Consider the following 16,223-nt stretch of genomic DNA (forward strand, 5'->3'; position numbering starts at 1 on the left):
AGCGCGCGAATTCATGCGAAGGACGAACCGGTCTGGCGAAGGTTGGGCCGAGTGTACTGCAATGCTCGAATATGCGCGTGCCGCCCGGAGGCGGCACGGCAAGCGTCCACAGCCGTGGGACTCACTCGGTAGAGAGCAGGTCCATGGCATGGCGATCCATCATTTCAAGGGCCTTGCCGCCGCCGCGGGCGACGCAGGTCAGCGGGTCTTCGGCGACGATCACCGGCAGACCGGTTTCCTGGCTCAGCAGTTTGTCCAGATCACGCAGCAGCGCGCCACCACCGGTCAGCACCAGGCCACGCTCGGCGATGTCCGAGGCCAGCTCGGGCGGCGATTGCTCCAGCGCGCTCTTGACCGCCTGGACGATGGTCGCCAGGGATTCCTGCAGCGCTTCGAGCACTTCATTGGAGTTGAGGGTAAAGCTGCGCGGTACGCCCTCGGCCAGGTTGCGGCCGCGTACGTCGACTTCACGAATCTCGCCGCCCGGGTAGGCGGTGCCGATTTCCTGCTTGATGCGCTCGGCGGTGCCTTCACCGATCAGCGAGCCGTAGTTACGACGCACGTAGGTGATGATGGCTTCGTCGAAGCGGTCGCCACCGACACGCACGGACTCGGCATAGACCACACCGTTGAGGGAAATCAGGGCGATCTCGGTGGTACCACCACCGATATCGACGACCATCGAACCGCGCGCCTCTTCGACCGGCAAGCCGGCACCGATGGCAGCTGCCATCGGCTCTTCGATCAGGAACACTTCGCGGGCACCGGCGCCCAGAGCCGATTCACGAATGGCGCGACGCTCGACCTGGGTCGATTTGCACGGCACGCAGATCAGCACGCGCGGCGACGGCTGCAGGAAGCTATTCTCGTGAACTTTGTTGATGAAGTACTGCAGCATCTTCTCGCAGACGCTGAAGTCGGCGATCACGCCATCCTTCATCGGGCGAATCGCGGAGATGTTGCCCGGCGTACGGCCGAGCATACGCTTGGCCTCGGTGCCGACAGCCACGACGCTCTTCTGGTTGCCGTGGGTACGAATGGCGACCACGGACGGCTCATTCAGGACGATACCGCGCTCGCGCACATAAATAAGGGTATTGGCAGTGCCCAGGTCGATCGACAGATCGCTGGAAAACATGCCACGCAGTTTCTTGAACATTAGGAAGGGACCCTAGGCAACGCGTGGGTGAAGGCCAGGCGCGGAAAACGCGCAGGTAAAAAGTGCGGCAAACTCTAACAACGGCAGGGATTTTGAGCAAGGCGGCAATATGGTAGATTGCCTGTTTTTCCGGGCCTTGTGGCTGCACATCGCGGCCTTTGACTGCTGGCTCGCGACATCCGTTCCCTGCAGCCGCTTACCGATGCCCTCTCTGTCACACTTCCACTGGAGAACCCCCGATGGCGCTTGAACGCTCCGAGGTGGAAAAAATCGCCCACCTGGCCCGCCTGGGTCTGAATGAAGGCGATATTCCGCAAACCACCGAGACCCTGAACAGCATTCTCGGCCTGATCGACCAGATGCAGGCGGTCGACACCCAGGGTATCGAACCCTTGGCCCACCCGCTGGAAGCCACCCAGCGCTTGCGTGCCGACGTGGTCACCGAGAGCAACCAGCGCGACGCCTACCAGGCCATCGCCCCGGCCGTGGAAAGCGGTCTGTACCTCGTGCCGAAAGTCATCGAATAAAAGGAAAAGGGTTCCCATGCATCAACTGACCCTCGCCGAGATTGCCCAAGGCCTCGCCGCCAAGCAATTCTCCGCCGAAGAGCTGAGCCGCAGCTTGCTGGCGCGCATCGCGCAACTCGACCCGCAGCTCAACAGCTTCATCACCGTCACCGAAGATTTGGCCATCGAACAGGCCAAGGCCGCTGACGCCCGCCGCGCCGCCGGTGAAAACAGTCCACTGCTCGGCGCGCCGATCGCGCACAAGGATCTGTTCTGCACCAACGGCGTGCTGACCTCCTGCGGTTCGAAAATTCTCACCGGCTTCAAGGCGCCCTATGACGCCACCGTGGTCGAGAAGCTGGGCGCCGCCGGCACTGTCACCCTGGGCAAGCTGAACATGGACGAGTTCGCCATGGGCTCGGCCAACGAATCCAGCCACTACGGCCCGGTGAAGAACCCTTGGGATACCAGCCGCGTGCCGGGCGGCTCCTCGGGTGGTTCGGCCGCCGCCGTTGCCGCGCGCCTGCTGCCAGCCGCTACCGGCACCGACACTGGCGGCTCGATTCGCCAGCCAGCCGCGCTGACCAACCTTACCGGCATCAAACCGACCTACGGCCGCGTCTCGCGCTGGGGCATGATCGCCTATGCTTCCAGCCTCGATCAGGGTGGCCCGCTGGCCCGCACCGCCGAAGACTGCGCACTGCTGCTCGGCGCCATGGCCGGCTTCGATGCCAAGGACTCCACCAGCGTCGATCAGCCGGTCGATGACTACCTCGCCGCCCTCGCCCAGCCGCTGGCCGGCCTGCGTATCGGCCTGCCCAAGGAATACTTCGGCGCTGGCCTCGATGCGCGCATCGGTGAGAAGGTGATGGCTGTGGTCGAGGAGCTGAAAAAGCTCGGTGCCACCGTCAAGGACATCAGCCTGCCGAACATGCAGCACGCGATCCCGGCCTATTACGTGATCGCGCCAGCAGAAGCCAGCTCCAACCTGTCGCGGTTCGACGGCGTGCGCTTCGGCTATCGCTGCGAAAACCCCAAAGACCTGCAGGACCTGTACAAGCGCTCGCGTGAGGAAGGCTTCGGCGCCGAAGTGAAGCGCCGCATCATGGTTGGCACCTATGCGCTGTCCGCCGGTTACTACGATGCCTACTACATCAAGGCCCAGCAGATCCGCCGGTTGATCAAGAACGACTTCGTCGCGGCCTTCAAGGAGGTCGACGTGATCCTCGGTCCGACCACGCCGAACCTGGCCTGGAAACTCGGCGAAAAGAACGCCGATCCTGTTTCCGCCTATCTGGAAGACATCTACACCATCACCGCCAACCTCGCCGGCATCCCCGGCCTGTCGATGCCGGCCGGCTTCGTCGATGGTCTGCCAGTAGGCGTGCAGTTGCTCGGCAACTACTTCCAGGAAGGCCGCCTGCTCAATGTCGCACACCAGTACCAGCAGGTCAGTGACTGGCACAAACAAGTACCGAGCGGCTTCTGAGGACGATAAAGATGCAGTGGGAAACAGTCATCGGGCTCGAGATTCACGCTCAGCTCAGCACCCAATCGAAGATTTTCTCGGCTAGCGCCACCACCTTTGGTGCTGAGCCCAACACCCAGGCCAGCCTGGTTGACCTCGGCATGCCCGGCACCCTGCCGGTGCTCAACGCCGAAGCCGTGCGCATGGCCTGCCAGTTCGGCCTGGCCATCGACGCCGAGATCGCCGAGCGTAATATCTTCGCGCGCAAGAACTACTTCTACCCGGACCTGCCCAAGGGCTACCAGACCAGCCAGATGGATCACCCCATCGTCGGCAAGGGTTTCCTCGACATCGCCCTGGAAGACGGCACCGTCAAGCGCATCGGCATCACCCGTGCGCACCTGGAAGAAGACGCCGGCAAGAGCCTGCACGAAGACTTCCAGGGTATGAGCGGCATCGACCTGAACCGCGCCGGCACGCCGTTGCTGGAAATCGTCTCCGAGCCGGACATCCGTTCGGCCAAAGAAGCGGTCGCCTACGTCAAGGCCATCCACGCTCTGGTGCGCTATCTGGGTATCTGCGACGGCAACATGGCCGAAGGCTCGCTGCGCTGCGACTGCAACGTGTCGGTACGCCCCAAGGGCCAGGCCGAGTTCGGCACCCGCGCCGAGATCAAGAACGTCAACTCGTTCCGCTTCATCGAGAAAGCCATCAACCACGAAGTTCAGCGTCAGATCGAGCTGATCGAGGACGGCGGCAAGGTGGTGCAGGAAACCCGTCTGTACGATCCGAACAAGGATCAGACCCGCTCCATGCGCAGCAAGGAAGAAGCCAACGATTACCGTTACTTCCCCTGCCCGGACCTGCTGCCGGTGGTCATAGAGCGCAGCTTCCTCGACGAACTGCGCGCGGCCCTGCCCGAGCTGCCGCCGCAGAAGCGCGAGCGTTTCGAGAACCAGTACGCGCTGTCGGCCTACGATGCCAGTGTATTGAGCGCCAGCCGCGAGCTGGCCGACTACTTCGAAGTGGTCGCCAAGACCTGTGGCGATGCCAAGCTGGCCGCCAACTGGGTGATGGGCGAGCTGTCCAGCCTGCTCAACAAGGACAACCTGGAGATCGACCAGTCGCCGGTGTCCGCCGAGCAACTGGGCGGCATGATCCTGCGCATCAAGGACAACACCATCAGCGGCAAGATCGCCAAGATGGTCTTCGAAGCCCTGGCTGCCGGTGAAGGCGCAACGGCTGATGAAGTGATCGAGAAGAAGGGTCTCAAGCAGGTCACCGACTCTGGCGCCATCGAGAAGATGCTGGACGAAGTGCTGGCCGCCAACGCCGAACAGGTCGAACAGTACCGCGCCAGCGACGAAGCCAAGCGCGGCAAGATGTTCGGCTTCTTCGTCGGCCAGGCCATGAAAGCCTCCAAGGGCAAGGCCAACCCGGGGCAAGTGAACGAACTGCTGAAGAAGAAGCTCGAAGGCTGAGCCGGACCGGCTCGCTTACGCTAGCTGCAACGACGCCGGGCTCTCCCGGCGTTTTTTATGGAGTCCATGAACATGATGATCCGTAGCCCGGATGCAATCCGGGAACCTTCACTGCCCCGGATTTTATCCAGGCTACAGACCCTTGCCCTGCTCGGGGCACTCGCCCTGCTCGGCGGCTGCTCCACCTTCGGCGGCGGCTCAGGCAGCAGCGAAACCGGCAAAGCCTCCTATTACGGTGACCGCCACCACGGCCAGCGCACCGCCAGCGGCGAACGTTTCGATCAGAACGCGCTGACCGCCGCGCATCGCACCCTGCCCTTCGGCACGCGGGTACGGGTGACCAACCTGAACAACGAGCGCAGCGTGGTGTTGCGCATCAACGACCGCGGGCCCTTCGTGCGCGGTCGCGTCATCGACGTTTCCCGCGCCGCTGCCGTGCGCCTCGATATGCTGCGCGCAGGCGTGGTGCCGGTCAGGGTCGAAGCACTGGACTGAGGAACAATTGGCAACAAAATCTTTCTGGCGCATCTAGCGGCCAATAATGCCATCGCTACACTAGCCGCACTTTTTTCGGAGCTACCCTGCAATGACCCTGATGACCTATGTCTACCTGATCGCCGGCCTGGTGCTGCTGGTTGCCGGCGCCGAGGTATTGGTACGCGGCGCCGCCAAGCTGGCCGCACAGTTCGGCATTCCGCCGCTGGTTATTGGCCTGACCGTGGTGGCCTTCGGCACCAGCGCGCCGGAAACGGCAGTCAGCGTGCAATCGGCCTTCAACGGCAGTGGCGATCTGGCCATCGGCAACGTGATCGGCAGCAATATCGCCAACGTCCTGCTGATTCTCGGCGTGACTGCCCTGGTCGCACCGCTGGTCGTCTCGCGCCAGCTGATCCGCCTCGACGTGCCGATCATGATCGGCGCCAGCCTGGTCACCTTTGGCCTGGCCTGGGACGGCGAACTGAGTCGCCTCGACGGCACTCTGCTGTTCGGTGGTGTGCTGGCCTACACCGGTTTCCTGATCTACAGCGCGCGCAAGGACAAGGGCGGCGATGATGACGAATTCGCCAAGGAGTTCGGTCTCGACGAAGCGCCCAAGCCCTATGCCTGGGCGATCAATCTGGGGCTGATCATCGCCGGCCTGGTGCTATTGGTGGTGGGTTCCAACTTCCTGGTCGAAGGCGCCGTACAACTGGCGCGCGCCTTGGGACTGTCGGAACTGGTCATCGGCCTGACCGTGATCGCCATCGGCACCTCACTGCCGGAGCTGGCCACCTCGATCATCGCCGCCTTTAAAGGTGAGCGCGATATCGCCGTGGGCAATATCGTCGGTAGCAACATCTTCAACCTGCTCTGCGTATTGGGCCTGGCCTCGCTGGTGTCCCCGACCGCCATTCCGGTAGCCGCTAATGCACTGGCCTTCGACTTCCCGGTGATGATCGCGGTGGCAGTGGCCTGCCTGCCGATTTTCTTCAGCGGCTACCGTATCAACCGCTGGGAAGGTCTGCTGTTCGTGGGCTACTACGTGGCCTACACCTTCTATCTGGTGATGTTCAGCACGGGCCGCCCGCAGGCGGAAACCTTCGGTGACGCGATGATTGGCTACGCACTGCCACTTACCGCCATCACCCTGGTGATCATCGCCGGGCGCGCCTGGCACAAACAACGCGGCGAGCAGGTGTGAACATGAGCGAAAACCATGACCGCGGTCTGCAGGTACGTCGTGAAGTGATGGGCGATGCATTCGTCGATCGCGCCCTGAACAATGCCACCGAGCTTACCCAGCCATTGCAGGACTTCGTCAACGAACATGCCTGGGGTGGCGTCTGGACACGCAGCGGTCTGCCACGCGCGACACGTAGCCTGATCACCCTGGCTGCGCTGACCGCGCTGAAATGTCCGCAGGAACTCAAAGGCCATGTGCGTGGCGCGCTGAACAACGGCTGCACCGTCGAGGAAATTCGCGAAACTCTGCTGCACTGCGCGGTTTACGCTGGCGTACCAGCCAGCATTGATGCCTTCCGCGCGGCGCAGGAAGTGATCGACGAGTGGCAGAACAACACCAGTTCGTAGGGTGTGCCGTGCGCACGCCATCGGTGCGCACCCTACATTGACTGGCGACCGTTTCCTCTAGATCCAGCCACCCCACTGCAACAGCAACAAACCGATGTTGGTGGCGACCACTGCCGCCAGGGTGGTGATGACGATGATCGCCGCCGCCAGCTCATGGTTGGCGCCCATAGCGCGGGCCATGACGAAGCTGGCCGCCGCCGTCGGGCTGGCGAAGTAAAGAAACAGGATCGCCAGATCCGCCCCGCGAAAGCCGAACAGCCAGGCGCCGAAGGTGCTCAGCAGCGGCAGCCAGACCATCTTCATCATGCCCGAACCGATGGCCGTGCCACTGCTGCGGCGCAACGAGGCCAGGCTCAGGGTGCCACCGATACAGATCAACGCCAGTGGCAGGGTCATCTGCGCGAAGTATTCGGCCGAGGTCAGAAACCACTGCGGTAGAGGGATTTTCCAGTAGGCAATCGGTGCCGCCAGCAACACGCCAATGATCATCGGGTTGGTCACGATGCTGCGCGCGATGGCCTTGGCGCCTGGCTTCACGCCCGGACTGTAAATGGCCAGCACCACCGCCGAGAGCGGGTTGTAGCAAAGGATCACCAGTGCGGCGAGCAGCGAACCGACCGACAGGCCGTAGTCGCCGTACATGCTGGTGGCCAGCGCCAGGCCAACGATGCCGTTGTTGCCGCGAAACGCGCCCTGGGTGTAGATGCCCCGATCCTCGAACGGTACCCGCCAGCTCGCCCAAGCCCAGGCGACGAAGAATGACGCCACGGTGGCCACGAAGAAGTAGGTCAGCAACTGCGGCTGCAGGGCGGCATCCAGATCGGCCTTGACCACGCCGAGAAACAGCAGAGCCGGCATGGTGCCACGAAATACCAGGCTTGAAGCGGTATCGATGAAAGGCGTATCGATCCAGCGCAGGCGCTTGAGTACCACGCCGAGAAACAGCATGGCGAACACGGGCGCGGTGATGGCGAGGGTTTGTGCAGCGACGGCGAACATGGCGACACCAGCAGGTTGTCTGACGACCTATGTTAGCTGGCTAAGCATTTATCCGCCACGGGCAAAAGCCGCGCCGCACCGCTGGTGGGCTGAAGCGGATCGCCGCCCGGCCCACCCTACGGACCAGGCATGCCAAGGTTCAGCGGCGAACCGGGCGCTTCTGCAACTTGCGCTGCAGAGTCCGGCGGTGCATGCCCAGGGCACGGGCAGTGGCGGAGATGTTGCCTTCATGCTCGGCCAGCACGCGCTGAATGTGCTCCCACTGCAGACGGTCCACCGACATCGGATTTTCCGGCACCAGGCTATCCAGGTCGGCATGCTGAGACAGCAGCGCGGTCAGCACATCGTCGGCATCGGCCGGTTTGCACAGGTAATTGGCCGCGCCGCGCTTGATCGCCTCGACGGCGGTGGCGATGCTCGAATACCCGGTGAGGATCACGACGCGCATCTCCGCGTCCAGCTCCAGCAGCTTGGGCAGCAGCACCAAACCGGAATCGCCCTCCATCTTCAGGTCGACCACGGCGTAATCCGGCAGGTCGTCCTTGGCCAGCGCCAGGCCTTCTTCGGCGCTGGAGGCGGTGGATACGCGCAAACCGCGGCGGCTCATGGCGCGCGCCATCACGCGGGTAAAGGTGGGGTCGTCGTCGACCAGGAGCAGATGGGGTTGCTCTTCACCTTCGAACAGGGACTCGTCGCTCATGCTGGGTATTCCTTGTCAGGCCGCGCCATAGGCTCGCGGCAACTTCAATTCGGTGAGGGTGCCGCCTTCTTCATGGTTATACAACTTAACCGTCCCACCGGCACGCGTCACACTGGCCTGGCTGAGGAACAGTCCAAGACCGAAGCCCTTGCCCTTGGTGGTGAAGAAGGGGCGACCAAGCTGCTCGGCGATGGCCAGCGGTACGCCGGCACCATGATCGCGAATGCTCAGGCGCAGCCACTGATGATCCCAGTCCAGGCGGATATCGAGCTTGTCCGGGCAGGCATCGGCAGCGTTGTTGAGCAGGTTGAGCAGCGCCTGAGTGAGATCGGCCGGTGGCATGATGCGCGGCGGCGTACCACGGCCCAGGCACTGATAGCGGTAGCTGGCTTCCGGGCGCATCAGGTGCCAGCGATTGAGGGTGGTTTCCAACCATTCGACACAGGACTGCTCGACCACTGCCTGACGCCGATCATTCTCGGCAGCACGCACCAGTTGCTGCAGGGTGTACTTGCACAATTTGACCTGCTCTTGCAGTAAAGCCAGGTCGTCCTGCAGCGCCGGCTTGTCACGGTATTCCTGGCGCAGTTCCTTGAGCAGCACGCTCATAGTGCCCAGCGGCGTACCCAGCTCATGCGCGGCGCCAGCGGCCTGAGTGGCCACGGCCAGCAGTTGCTGGTCGCGCAGACTTTCCTCGCGGCGTTCGGCGCGCAACTCGTCCTGGCGGCGCAGTTCCTCGGCCATCTTGGCAACGAAGAACGTGATCAACGCGGCAGACAGGGCAAAACTCAGCCACATGCCATAGACCAACAGGCTCTCGCGCGCCGCCGGCAACTCGAGTGGATGCGTCCACACCAGCAGCAATGTGTAGCCGGCCAGCGCCATACCGGCCAGGACGATGGTGAACATCCACGGCAGCGTTGCGGCGGCAATGGTCAGTGGCACCAGGTAATAGGACACGAAGGGGTTGGTCGAACCGCCCGAGTAATACAGCAGCACGCTGTGGATGATCAGGTCGCAGCCCAGCTGCACGGCGTACTCGACCTCGGTCACCGGCCAGGGGCCGCGCAAGCGCAAGGCCGTGCCCAGGCACAACAGCAGAGAAACGCCGAGGGTGACCGACAATTGCAACCAGGGTAGCGGTAGCATGCCCGACTTGTAGGCGAGACCGACCGAGCCCGCCTGAGCTGCCAGTACCAGAATACGGATAAGGGTCAGACGCCAGAGATTCTGGCGACTGGCGGACAATAACTGCACGGGTTCGAGCATGAAAACTCCCTTGACTGGGAGCGAGTATAACCAAGCCCGACGCGGCCTTCCGCCGCTGCGGCAACCGGACGCACACTTCGCAGCTGCCCGCTCGGTGGGCAGGATGAAAAAAATTGCACGGCATTAACCCGGATCACGACTCGCCTTCGTCTAACCTCGGGAAACGGCCACAAGGCCATCGAAAAAGGAACCGCACCATGCGCACCATGACCCGTATCGCCACCGCCCTCGCCCTCACCGCCGCCAGCCTGGCCAGCACCGGTCTGCTGGCCGCCGAGGCGCGTTACAACCAGATCGCCCTGCGCGCCGAGGTCAATCAGGAAGTGGCGCACGATCTGATGCACGTCACCCTCTATACCGAAGCGCAGCACAGCGACCCGGCCAAACTGGCCGCCGAGATCACCACCACCCTCAACAAGACGCTGGAGCAGGTGCGTCAGGTCAAGGGCGTGGCGGTCAAACTTGGCAGCCGCAACAGCTACCCGGTGTATGACGACAAGGGCCAGAAGATCACCGCCTGGCGCGAGCGCGCCGAGGTGCGCCTAGAAAGCGCTGACTTCGCCCGCTTGTCCACCCTCACCGGTGAATTGCTGCAATCGATGAAGATGGCCGGCATGGATTTCAGCATCGCCACCGACACCCGCAAAACCCGTGAAGATGCCATGCTCAAAGACGCCGTGAATGCCTTCAAGGCGCGCGCGCAACTGGCCACCGAAGCGCTTGGCGGCAAGGGCTACAAACTGGTCAGCCTGAACCTCAACACCGGTGGCTTCCAGCCGCCAATGGCCATGCGCAACTTCGAAGCCAAGGGCATGGCGATGATGGACTCAGCCCCCACACCGCAAATCGAAGCCGGCACCAGCCAGGTCACGGTCAGCGCCGATGGCGTCATCGAAGTGCAGATGCCCTGAACCACGCTCCGCAACAAAGCAGCGCCGTTATCGCCAGATAACGGCGTTTTGCCATCTTTTCTCTGCAACTTTTTCATAAATGCGACAGCAAATTACAGCGCTGTAGCGCTAACCATTTTCCACACGGAGCCCCTCTTGCCTCAGGCACAAGGCCTGCATAGTTTCGTTGGTGGTTTCTACAAGAGACTCCTCAAGGACCACAACCACAACAACGATGAGGTCAAGATGCGCAAGAACGCCGTTATCCAGGCTTTACTTACCGCTGGGCTGATCGCCAGCGCCCCCCTCGCCAGCGCCGCCAACCTGGTGTTCTGTTCCGAAGGTAGCCCGGCCGGTTTCGACCCAGGCCTGTACACCACCGGAACCGATTTCGACGCCGCCGCGGAAACCATCTTCAACCGCCTGACCCAGTTCGAGCGCGGCGGCACCAAGGTCGAGCCCGGCCTGGCGCAAAGCTGGGAAGTGTCCGACGACGGCCTGACCTACACCTTCAAGCTGCGCCCCGGGGTGAAATTCCACACCACCGAGTACTTCAAGCCCAGCCGCGAGTTCAATGCCGACGACGTGCTATTCACCTTTGGCCGCATGCTCGACAAGGACCACCCGTTCCGCAAGGCGTACCCCACCGAGTTTCCCTACTTCACCGACATGGGCATGGACAGCAACATCGCCAAGCTGGAGAAGCTCGACGACATGACCGTGCGCATCACCCTCAACGAAGTGGACGCCGCCTTCGTGCAGAACCTGGCGATGAGCTTTGCCTCGATCCAGTCCGCCGAGTACGCCGACCAGTTGCTCAAAGCTGGCAAGGCAGCTGACATCAACCAGAAACCCATCGGCACCGGCCCCTTCGTGTTCAGCCGCTACCAGAAAGATGCGGTGATCCGTTACAAGGGTAATCAGGACTACTGGAAGCCCGAGGATGTGAAGGTCGATAACCTGATCTTCGCCATCAATACCGACTCGTCGGTGCGCATGCAGAAACTGCGTGCCGGCGAATGCCATGTCACCCTGTTCCCCCGCCCGGCCGACATCGCCTCGCTGCAGCAGGACGCCAAGCTGAAGATGCCCGAGCAGGCCGGCTTCAACGTCGGCTACATCGCCTACAACGTTACCCACCCACCGTTCGACAAACTGGAAGTGCGCCAGGCGCTGGATATGGCGGTAAACAAGCAGGCGATTCTCGACGCCGTTTACCAGAATGCCGGGCAGCTCGCGGTCAACGGCATGCCGCCGACCCAGTGGTCGTATAACGAAGACATCAAGGACCCGGCCTTCGATCCGAAAAAAGCCAAGGAGCTGCTCACAGCTGCAGGCGTCAAGGAAGGTACCGAGATCACCTTGTGGGCCATGCCGGTACAGCGCCCGTACAACCCCAACGCCAAGCAGATCGCCGAGATCCTGCAGGCCGACTGGGCCAAGATCGGCATCAAGGCACGCATCGTCACCTACGAATGGGGCGAATATCTCAAGCGCGCCAAGGCCGGCGAGCACGACGCCATGCTGATTGGCTGGAGCGGCGACAACGGTGATCCCGACAACTGGCTCGGCACCCTTTATGGCTGCGACGCGGTCGACGGCAACAACTTCTCCAAATGGTGCTTCGAGGACTACGACAAGCTGGTCAAGGCCGCCAAACGCACCACCGACGTAGCCGAACGCACCGAGCTGTACAAACAGGCGCAGGTGATCCTCAAGCGCGAGGTGCCGATCACTCCGCTGGCCCACTCCACCGTGTACCAGCCGATGCGCAAGGAAGTGCAGGACTTCCGTATCAGCCCGTTCGGCATCAACTCGTTCTATGGTGTAGGTATCGGCAAGTAACAATCTGCATCGGCGCCCTTGAAGGGGCGCCGATTGCAGGACGTTCAACCAGGAGCCAGCATGCCTACCTTTCCCCTTCTGCGCGGCAGTCTGCTGTTTGTCGCGCTGCTCGCCGCTCAGGCCCAGGCGGCCAACCTGGTGGTCTGCAGCGAAGCCAGCCCGGAAGGGTTCGACATCGTTCAATACACAGCAGCCACTACCGCCGATGCAACGGCGGAAACCCTGTTCGAACGCTTGGTGGACTTCGCCCCCGGCAGTACCGAAATCGTCCCGGCATTGGCAGAAAGCTGGGAAATAGCCGATGACGGTCTGAGCTACACCTTCACCCTGCGCCAGGGAGTGAAATTCCATGCTAACCAGGGCTTCAGCCCGACTCGCGAGCTCAATGCCGATGATGTGCTATGGAGTTTCCAGCGCCAGCTCGACCCGGCACATCCCTGGCACAAGCTGTCGCTGCGTGGTTTTCCCTATGCCGAGGCCATGGGCCTGGCGCAGCTGATCGAGCGCATCGACAAGCTCGACGAGCATCGCGTGCGCTTCGTTCTCAAACACCCGGAAGCGCCCTTCCTGGCCAACCTGGCCATGGGCTTCGCCTCGATCTATTCGGCCGAGTATGCCGAGCACCTGCTCGCAACGAACACCTCCGAACGCCTGAATAATGCCCCCATCGGCACCGGGCCTTTCGTGTTCGAGCGCTATGCCAAGGACGCCCAGGTACGCTTTCGCGGCAACCCGGATTACTGGAATGGCGCACCGCAGGTCGAGCGCCTGATACTGGCCATCACCCCCGAGCCCAACGTGCGCCAGCAAAGGCTAAAGGCCGGCGACTGCCAGATCACCCTGTTCCCACGCCCAGTCGACATCCCGGCCATGAAGGCCGACCCGAAACTGCAGGTGCTGGAGCTGGATTCGCTGCTCACCGCCTATATCGGCATCAACACCCGTCATCCACCGCTGGACGACGTGCGCGTGCGCCAGGCGCTGAACCTGGCCTTCGACAAGGCAGCCTACATTCGCGCGCAGTATGGCGAAGGCAATGCCACTCCGGCCGTGGCGCCCTACCCGGCTACCCTGTGGGGCCACGACGACACGCTGCAGGACTGGCCACACGATCCCGAACGCGCCCGCCAGTTGCTGGCCGAGGCCGGTCATGCTGACGGCTTCGCCCTGTCGATCTGGACCCGCCCCGGTGGCGGGCCAACCAATCCAAACCCGGGTATCGGCGCACAGATGCTGCAGGCCGATCTCGCCGCCATCGGCATTCGCAGCGATATTCGCGTGTTCGAGTGGGGCGAGCTGATCAAGCGCGCCAAGAACGGTGAGCACGACCTGGTATTCATGGGCTGGGCCGGTGACAACGGTGACCCGGACAACTTCCTCACCCCCAACCTGTCCTGCGCCGCGGCCGAGAGTGGCGAGAACCAGGCCGGGTGGTGCGACAAGACCTTCGATGCCCTGATCACCCAGGCACGCCGCGAACCCGAGCAAAGCAAACGCGCCGCGCTGTATCGCCAGGCCCTGACGATCTTCCATGAGCAGGCGCCGTGGATCGCCCTGGCCCACCCGAAACAGTTCGCAGCGTTGCGCAAGGGCGTCGAAGGCTTCGTACTCAGCCCGATGGGCTCGAACAACTTTTCCAAGGTGAGCGTGCCATGAGCAGCCATGGCCTGAGCCTGATCAAAGCGTCTACGAACCCGACCTAGGCGTGGTTAAACGCCTAGGCCGAAGGGGTCGTCCACCGAATGACTGGGCTGGGTAAACCAGCGCGGGCCAGCGGCGGTCATGTAGAAGTGATCTTCGAGGCGGATGCCGAACTCGCCCGGCACGCAAATCATCGGCTCATTGCTGAAGCACATGCCCTCTGCCAACGGGGTGTCATCACCGCCGACCAGATACGGCCCTTCGTGAATGTCCAGGCCGATGCCGTGCCCCGTACGGTGCGGCAAACCTGGCAAGTTGTAGCCAGGCCCAAGCCCTGCCGCCTCCAGGCTAAGCCGGGCCGCCGCGTCCACCGACGAACAGGGCGCGCCGAGCACGGCGGCTTCGAAGGCGGCTTGCTGAGCGGCTTTCTCCTTGTCCCAGAATTCGCGCTGACGCGTGCTGGGCGTGCCGAAAACGTAGCTGCGGGTGATGTCCGACAGGTAACCGTGAACCTTGCAGCCGGTGTCGATCAGTACCATGTCGCCGTCCTTGAGCCGCTGCGCGTGCTTGACCCCATGCGGAAAGGCACTGGCGGCACCGAACAGCACGATGCAGAAGGTCGAGCCGGGCGTTCCGACCCGGCGGTGCGCCTGATGGATGAACTCGGCAACTTCAGTGGTGCTGATACCTTCATGGAGGATGCTCGCAGCCGCCTTGTGCACTTCCAGGGTCATGTCCTTGGCGCGCTGCATCAGGGCGATTTCGGCTGGCGATTTGGATTGGCGACAGACCGTGGTGACGCTGCCGGCATCGACGAAGCGATAACCGCTGGTCAGCTGGCGAATGCCTTCAAACATGAAAAAAGGCAAAGAAGAACAAAGACCTACCTTGGGTTGCGCACCATCTTTGGGCAATTCCGCCAAACGCTTCAGGCAGTTCAGAAACAGTGCATAGGGGCTTTCGTGCTCTTGCCAGGTATTGATCACGCCAGGCACGACCTGAAAGTCGCGCACCGTGCCCTCCTCGAACGCCGGCGCCAGGTACTCCAGCATACCGCTGGCCGGCAGAATCGCCCCGACCATGCGCTCGCTGGGATGCCACTGCACGCCGGTGAAGTACTGCAGGTTGCTGCCGGCAGCCAGAAACAGCGCGGCGATATCCTGCTCGCGCATCAGCGCCTGAGCACGGGTGATGCGCGCCTGGTATTGCGCCTCTGTGATCGGCTCCACGCCGGCCATCATGTTCTGCAGGCGCGCCAAGGCCTGCTCCGGCGTGCTGCCGCCCACTCCCAGTGTCATCTGCACATCCTCGTCTGGCGCCCACGACGACCATCGTCACCGGGCAATTCGATTGCGGCAAAATTTAAGTGCAACTTAAATTTTGGTCAAAACTTTTTTCAGTTGGACTTAAAAAGCGCGCCCGCACCGGGCTGAAGTCCATGCACCTCATGGGTATACTGCGCGGACCCGAACAGCGAGCCACCTCCATGACCGCAGATCGCATTGGCGAACGCTTGCGCCGCTACCGGCGCGCCGCCGGCAAGACCCTCAATCAGGTAGCGGCAGACGCTGGTCTGACCGCCAGCTTCCTGTCCCAGGCAGAGCGCAACCTGACTGGCGTATCGCTGTCGTCGCTGGCGAGCATCGCCAAGTCACTGGATGTACCGCTCAATGTGTTGTTCGACCAACCCGCTCAGGCGCAGCCGGATTCCCACGTCAACGAGCGGGTGCGCTACACCGTAGGCGGCCAGTTGCTGGCCTACGAGCGCCTGTCCAGTTCATTTCCCGGCAACTCGATCAACGCGGTGAAGATGAACATTCCGGCGGGCTATCAGTCTGAACTGATCGCGCATGAAGGCGTGGAATTTTCCTACGTGCTCAGCGGGCAGATCGTCTACACCATCGAGGGTCGCGACTACCCCCTTGGTCCCGGCGACTCGGTGCATTTCGATGCCGGCAAGCTGCATCGCCTGGCCAATAACGCCGATGCACCGGCCGAAGTGCTGACCATGACCACCATGGCGCTTTTCGGCGATCACCCCGCCAGCGAGTGATTTTTCGCCCCAATTCAGGGCGAATATGCGCAATGTTAGTGCTGCTTAATTTTTGTTGACCGCAATTTCAGCATGACTTAATTTCGAGCCCGACCCGGTGGGCTACCCGCCTTCACCGCATTCCGAGCTCGCGCCATACCCA

Annotated in this window: 15 protein-coding genes; 10 read left to right on the forward strand and 5 right to left on the reverse strand. The window is 62.4% G+C overall.

Going from position 1 to position 16,223, the window contains the following annotated elements; genetic code table 11:
- Window positions 1–121: 121 nt before the first annotated feature.
- Complete coding sequence (mreB, locus tag CDO35_RS02970; protein WP_013714086.1) at window positions 122–1,159, reverse strand: rod shape-determining protein MreB; 1,038 nt, start codon at window positions 1,157–1,159, stop codon at window positions 122–124.
- 239 nt (window positions 1,160–1,398) lie between these two features.
- Between mreB and gatC the strand changes: the two genes are divergently transcribed.
- The 6 genes from gatC to CDO35_RS03000 all read left to right on the forward strand — a co-directional run bounded on the left by gatC (window position 1,399) and on the right by CDO35_RS03000 (window position 6,684).
- Window positions 1,399–1,686: an Asp-tRNA(Asn)/Glu-tRNA(Gln) amidotransferase subunit GatC gene (gene gatC, locus CDO35_RS02975; protein WP_021488054.1), complete on the forward strand. Its 288-nt coding sequence runs from the start codon at window positions 1,399–1,401 to the stop codon at window positions 1,684–1,686.
- 16 nt (window positions 1,687–1,702) lie between these two features.
- A complete protein-coding gene (gene gatA, locus CDO35_RS02980; RefSeq protein ID WP_099522500.1) occupies window positions 1,703–3,154 on the forward strand; it encodes an Asp-tRNA(Asn)/Glu-tRNA(Gln) amidotransferase subunit GatA in 1,452 nt (483 codons plus the stop codon).
- Between the two features lie 11 nt (window positions 3,155–3,165).
- Window positions 3,166–4,614 carry an Asp-tRNA(Asn)/Glu-tRNA(Gln) amidotransferase subunit GatB gene (gatB, locus tag CDO35_RS02985; protein WP_099522501.1) on the forward strand — a complete coding sequence of 483 codons (1,449 nt, stop codon included), beginning with the start codon at window positions 3,166–3,168 and terminating at the stop codon, window positions 4,612–4,614.
- Between the two features lie 72 nt (window positions 4,615–4,686).
- Window positions 4,687–5,109: a septal ring lytic transglycosylase RlpA family protein gene (locus tag CDO35_RS02990; RefSeq protein WP_099522502.1), complete on the forward strand. Its 423-nt coding sequence runs from the start codon at window positions 4,687–4,689 to the stop codon at window positions 5,107–5,109.
- 91 nt (window positions 5,110–5,200) lie between these two features.
- On the forward strand, window positions 5,201–6,295 hold the full coding sequence (locus CDO35_RS02995; protein ID WP_099522503.1) for a calcium/sodium antiporter: 1,095 nt from the start codon (window positions 5,201–5,203) through the stop codon (window positions 6,293–6,295).
- A 2-nt stretch (window positions 6,296–6,297) separates the two neighbouring features.
- Entirely contained in the window at window positions 6,298–6,684 is a 387-nt protein-coding gene (locus CDO35_RS03000) for a carboxymuconolactone decarboxylase family protein (RefSeq protein WP_099522504.1), read from the forward strand.
- A gap of 57 nt (window positions 6,685–6,741) precedes the next feature.
- Here the strand turns inward: CDO35_RS03000 and CDO35_RS03005 are convergent, their stop codons facing one another.
- The 3 genes from CDO35_RS03005 to CDO35_RS03015 form a co-directional block, all read right to left on the reverse strand.
- Complete coding sequence (locus CDO35_RS03005; protein ID WP_099522505.1) at window positions 6,742–7,683, reverse strand: AEC family transporter; 942 nt, start codon at window positions 7,681–7,683, stop codon at window positions 6,742–6,744.
- A 139-nt stretch (window positions 7,684–7,822) separates the two neighbouring features.
- Complete coding sequence (locus CDO35_RS03010) at window positions 7,823–8,383, reverse strand: response regulator transcription factor (RefSeq protein WP_099522506.1); 561 nt, start codon at window positions 8,381–8,383, stop codon at window positions 7,823–7,825.
- Between the two features lie 15 nt (window positions 8,384–8,398).
- Window positions 8,399–9,652, reverse strand: coding sequence for an ATP-binding protein (locus CDO35_RS03015; protein WP_099522507.1), 1,254 nt, complete (start codon window positions 9,650–9,652; stop codon window positions 8,399–8,401).
- A gap of 197 nt (window positions 9,653–9,849) precedes the next feature.
- Here CDO35_RS03015 and CDO35_RS03020 point away from each other — a divergent pair, with 197 nt between their 5' ends.
- The 3 genes from CDO35_RS03020 (at window position 9,850) to CDO35_RS03030 (ending at window position 14,043) form a co-directional block, all read left to right on the forward strand.
- Complete coding sequence (locus CDO35_RS03020) at window positions 9,850–10,563, forward strand: SIMPL domain-containing protein (protein ID WP_099522508.1); 714 nt, start codon at window positions 9,850–9,852, stop codon at window positions 10,561–10,563.
- Between the two features lie 225 nt (window positions 10,564–10,788).
- A complete protein-coding gene (locus tag CDO35_RS03025) occupies window positions 10,789–12,387 on the forward strand; it encodes an ABC transporter substrate-binding protein (RefSeq protein WP_099522963.1) in 1,599 nt (532 codons plus the stop codon).
- A gap of 60 nt (window positions 12,388–12,447) precedes the next feature.
- Window positions 12,448–14,043, forward strand: a complete 1,596-nt coding sequence (locus tag CDO35_RS03030) for an ABC transporter substrate-binding protein (RefSeq protein ID WP_099522509.1) — start codon at window positions 12,448–12,450, stop codon at window positions 14,041–14,043.
- Between the two features lie 53 nt (window positions 14,044–14,096).
- On the opposite strand, the gene CDO35_RS03035 is transcribed toward CDO35_RS03030, so the two are convergent.
- Window positions 14,097–15,326, reverse strand: coding sequence for a M24 family metallopeptidase (locus CDO35_RS03035; RefSeq protein ID WP_099522510.1), 1,230 nt, complete (start codon window positions 15,324–15,326; stop codon window positions 14,097–14,099).
- A 188-nt stretch (window positions 15,327–15,514) separates the two neighbouring features.
- Between CDO35_RS03035 and CDO35_RS03040 the strand changes: the two genes are divergently transcribed.
- Window positions 15,515–16,081, forward strand: coding sequence for a cupin domain-containing protein (locus CDO35_RS03040; RefSeq protein ID WP_099522511.1), 567 nt, complete (start codon window positions 15,515–15,517; stop codon window positions 16,079–16,081).
- The last annotated feature ends 142 nt before the right edge of the window (window positions 16,082–16,223 follow it).

Source organism: Pseudomonas sediminis (assembly GCF_002741105.1).
GTDB lineage: Bacteria > Pseudomonadota > Gammaproteobacteria > Pseudomonadales > Pseudomonadaceae > Aquipseudomonas > Aquipseudomonas sediminis.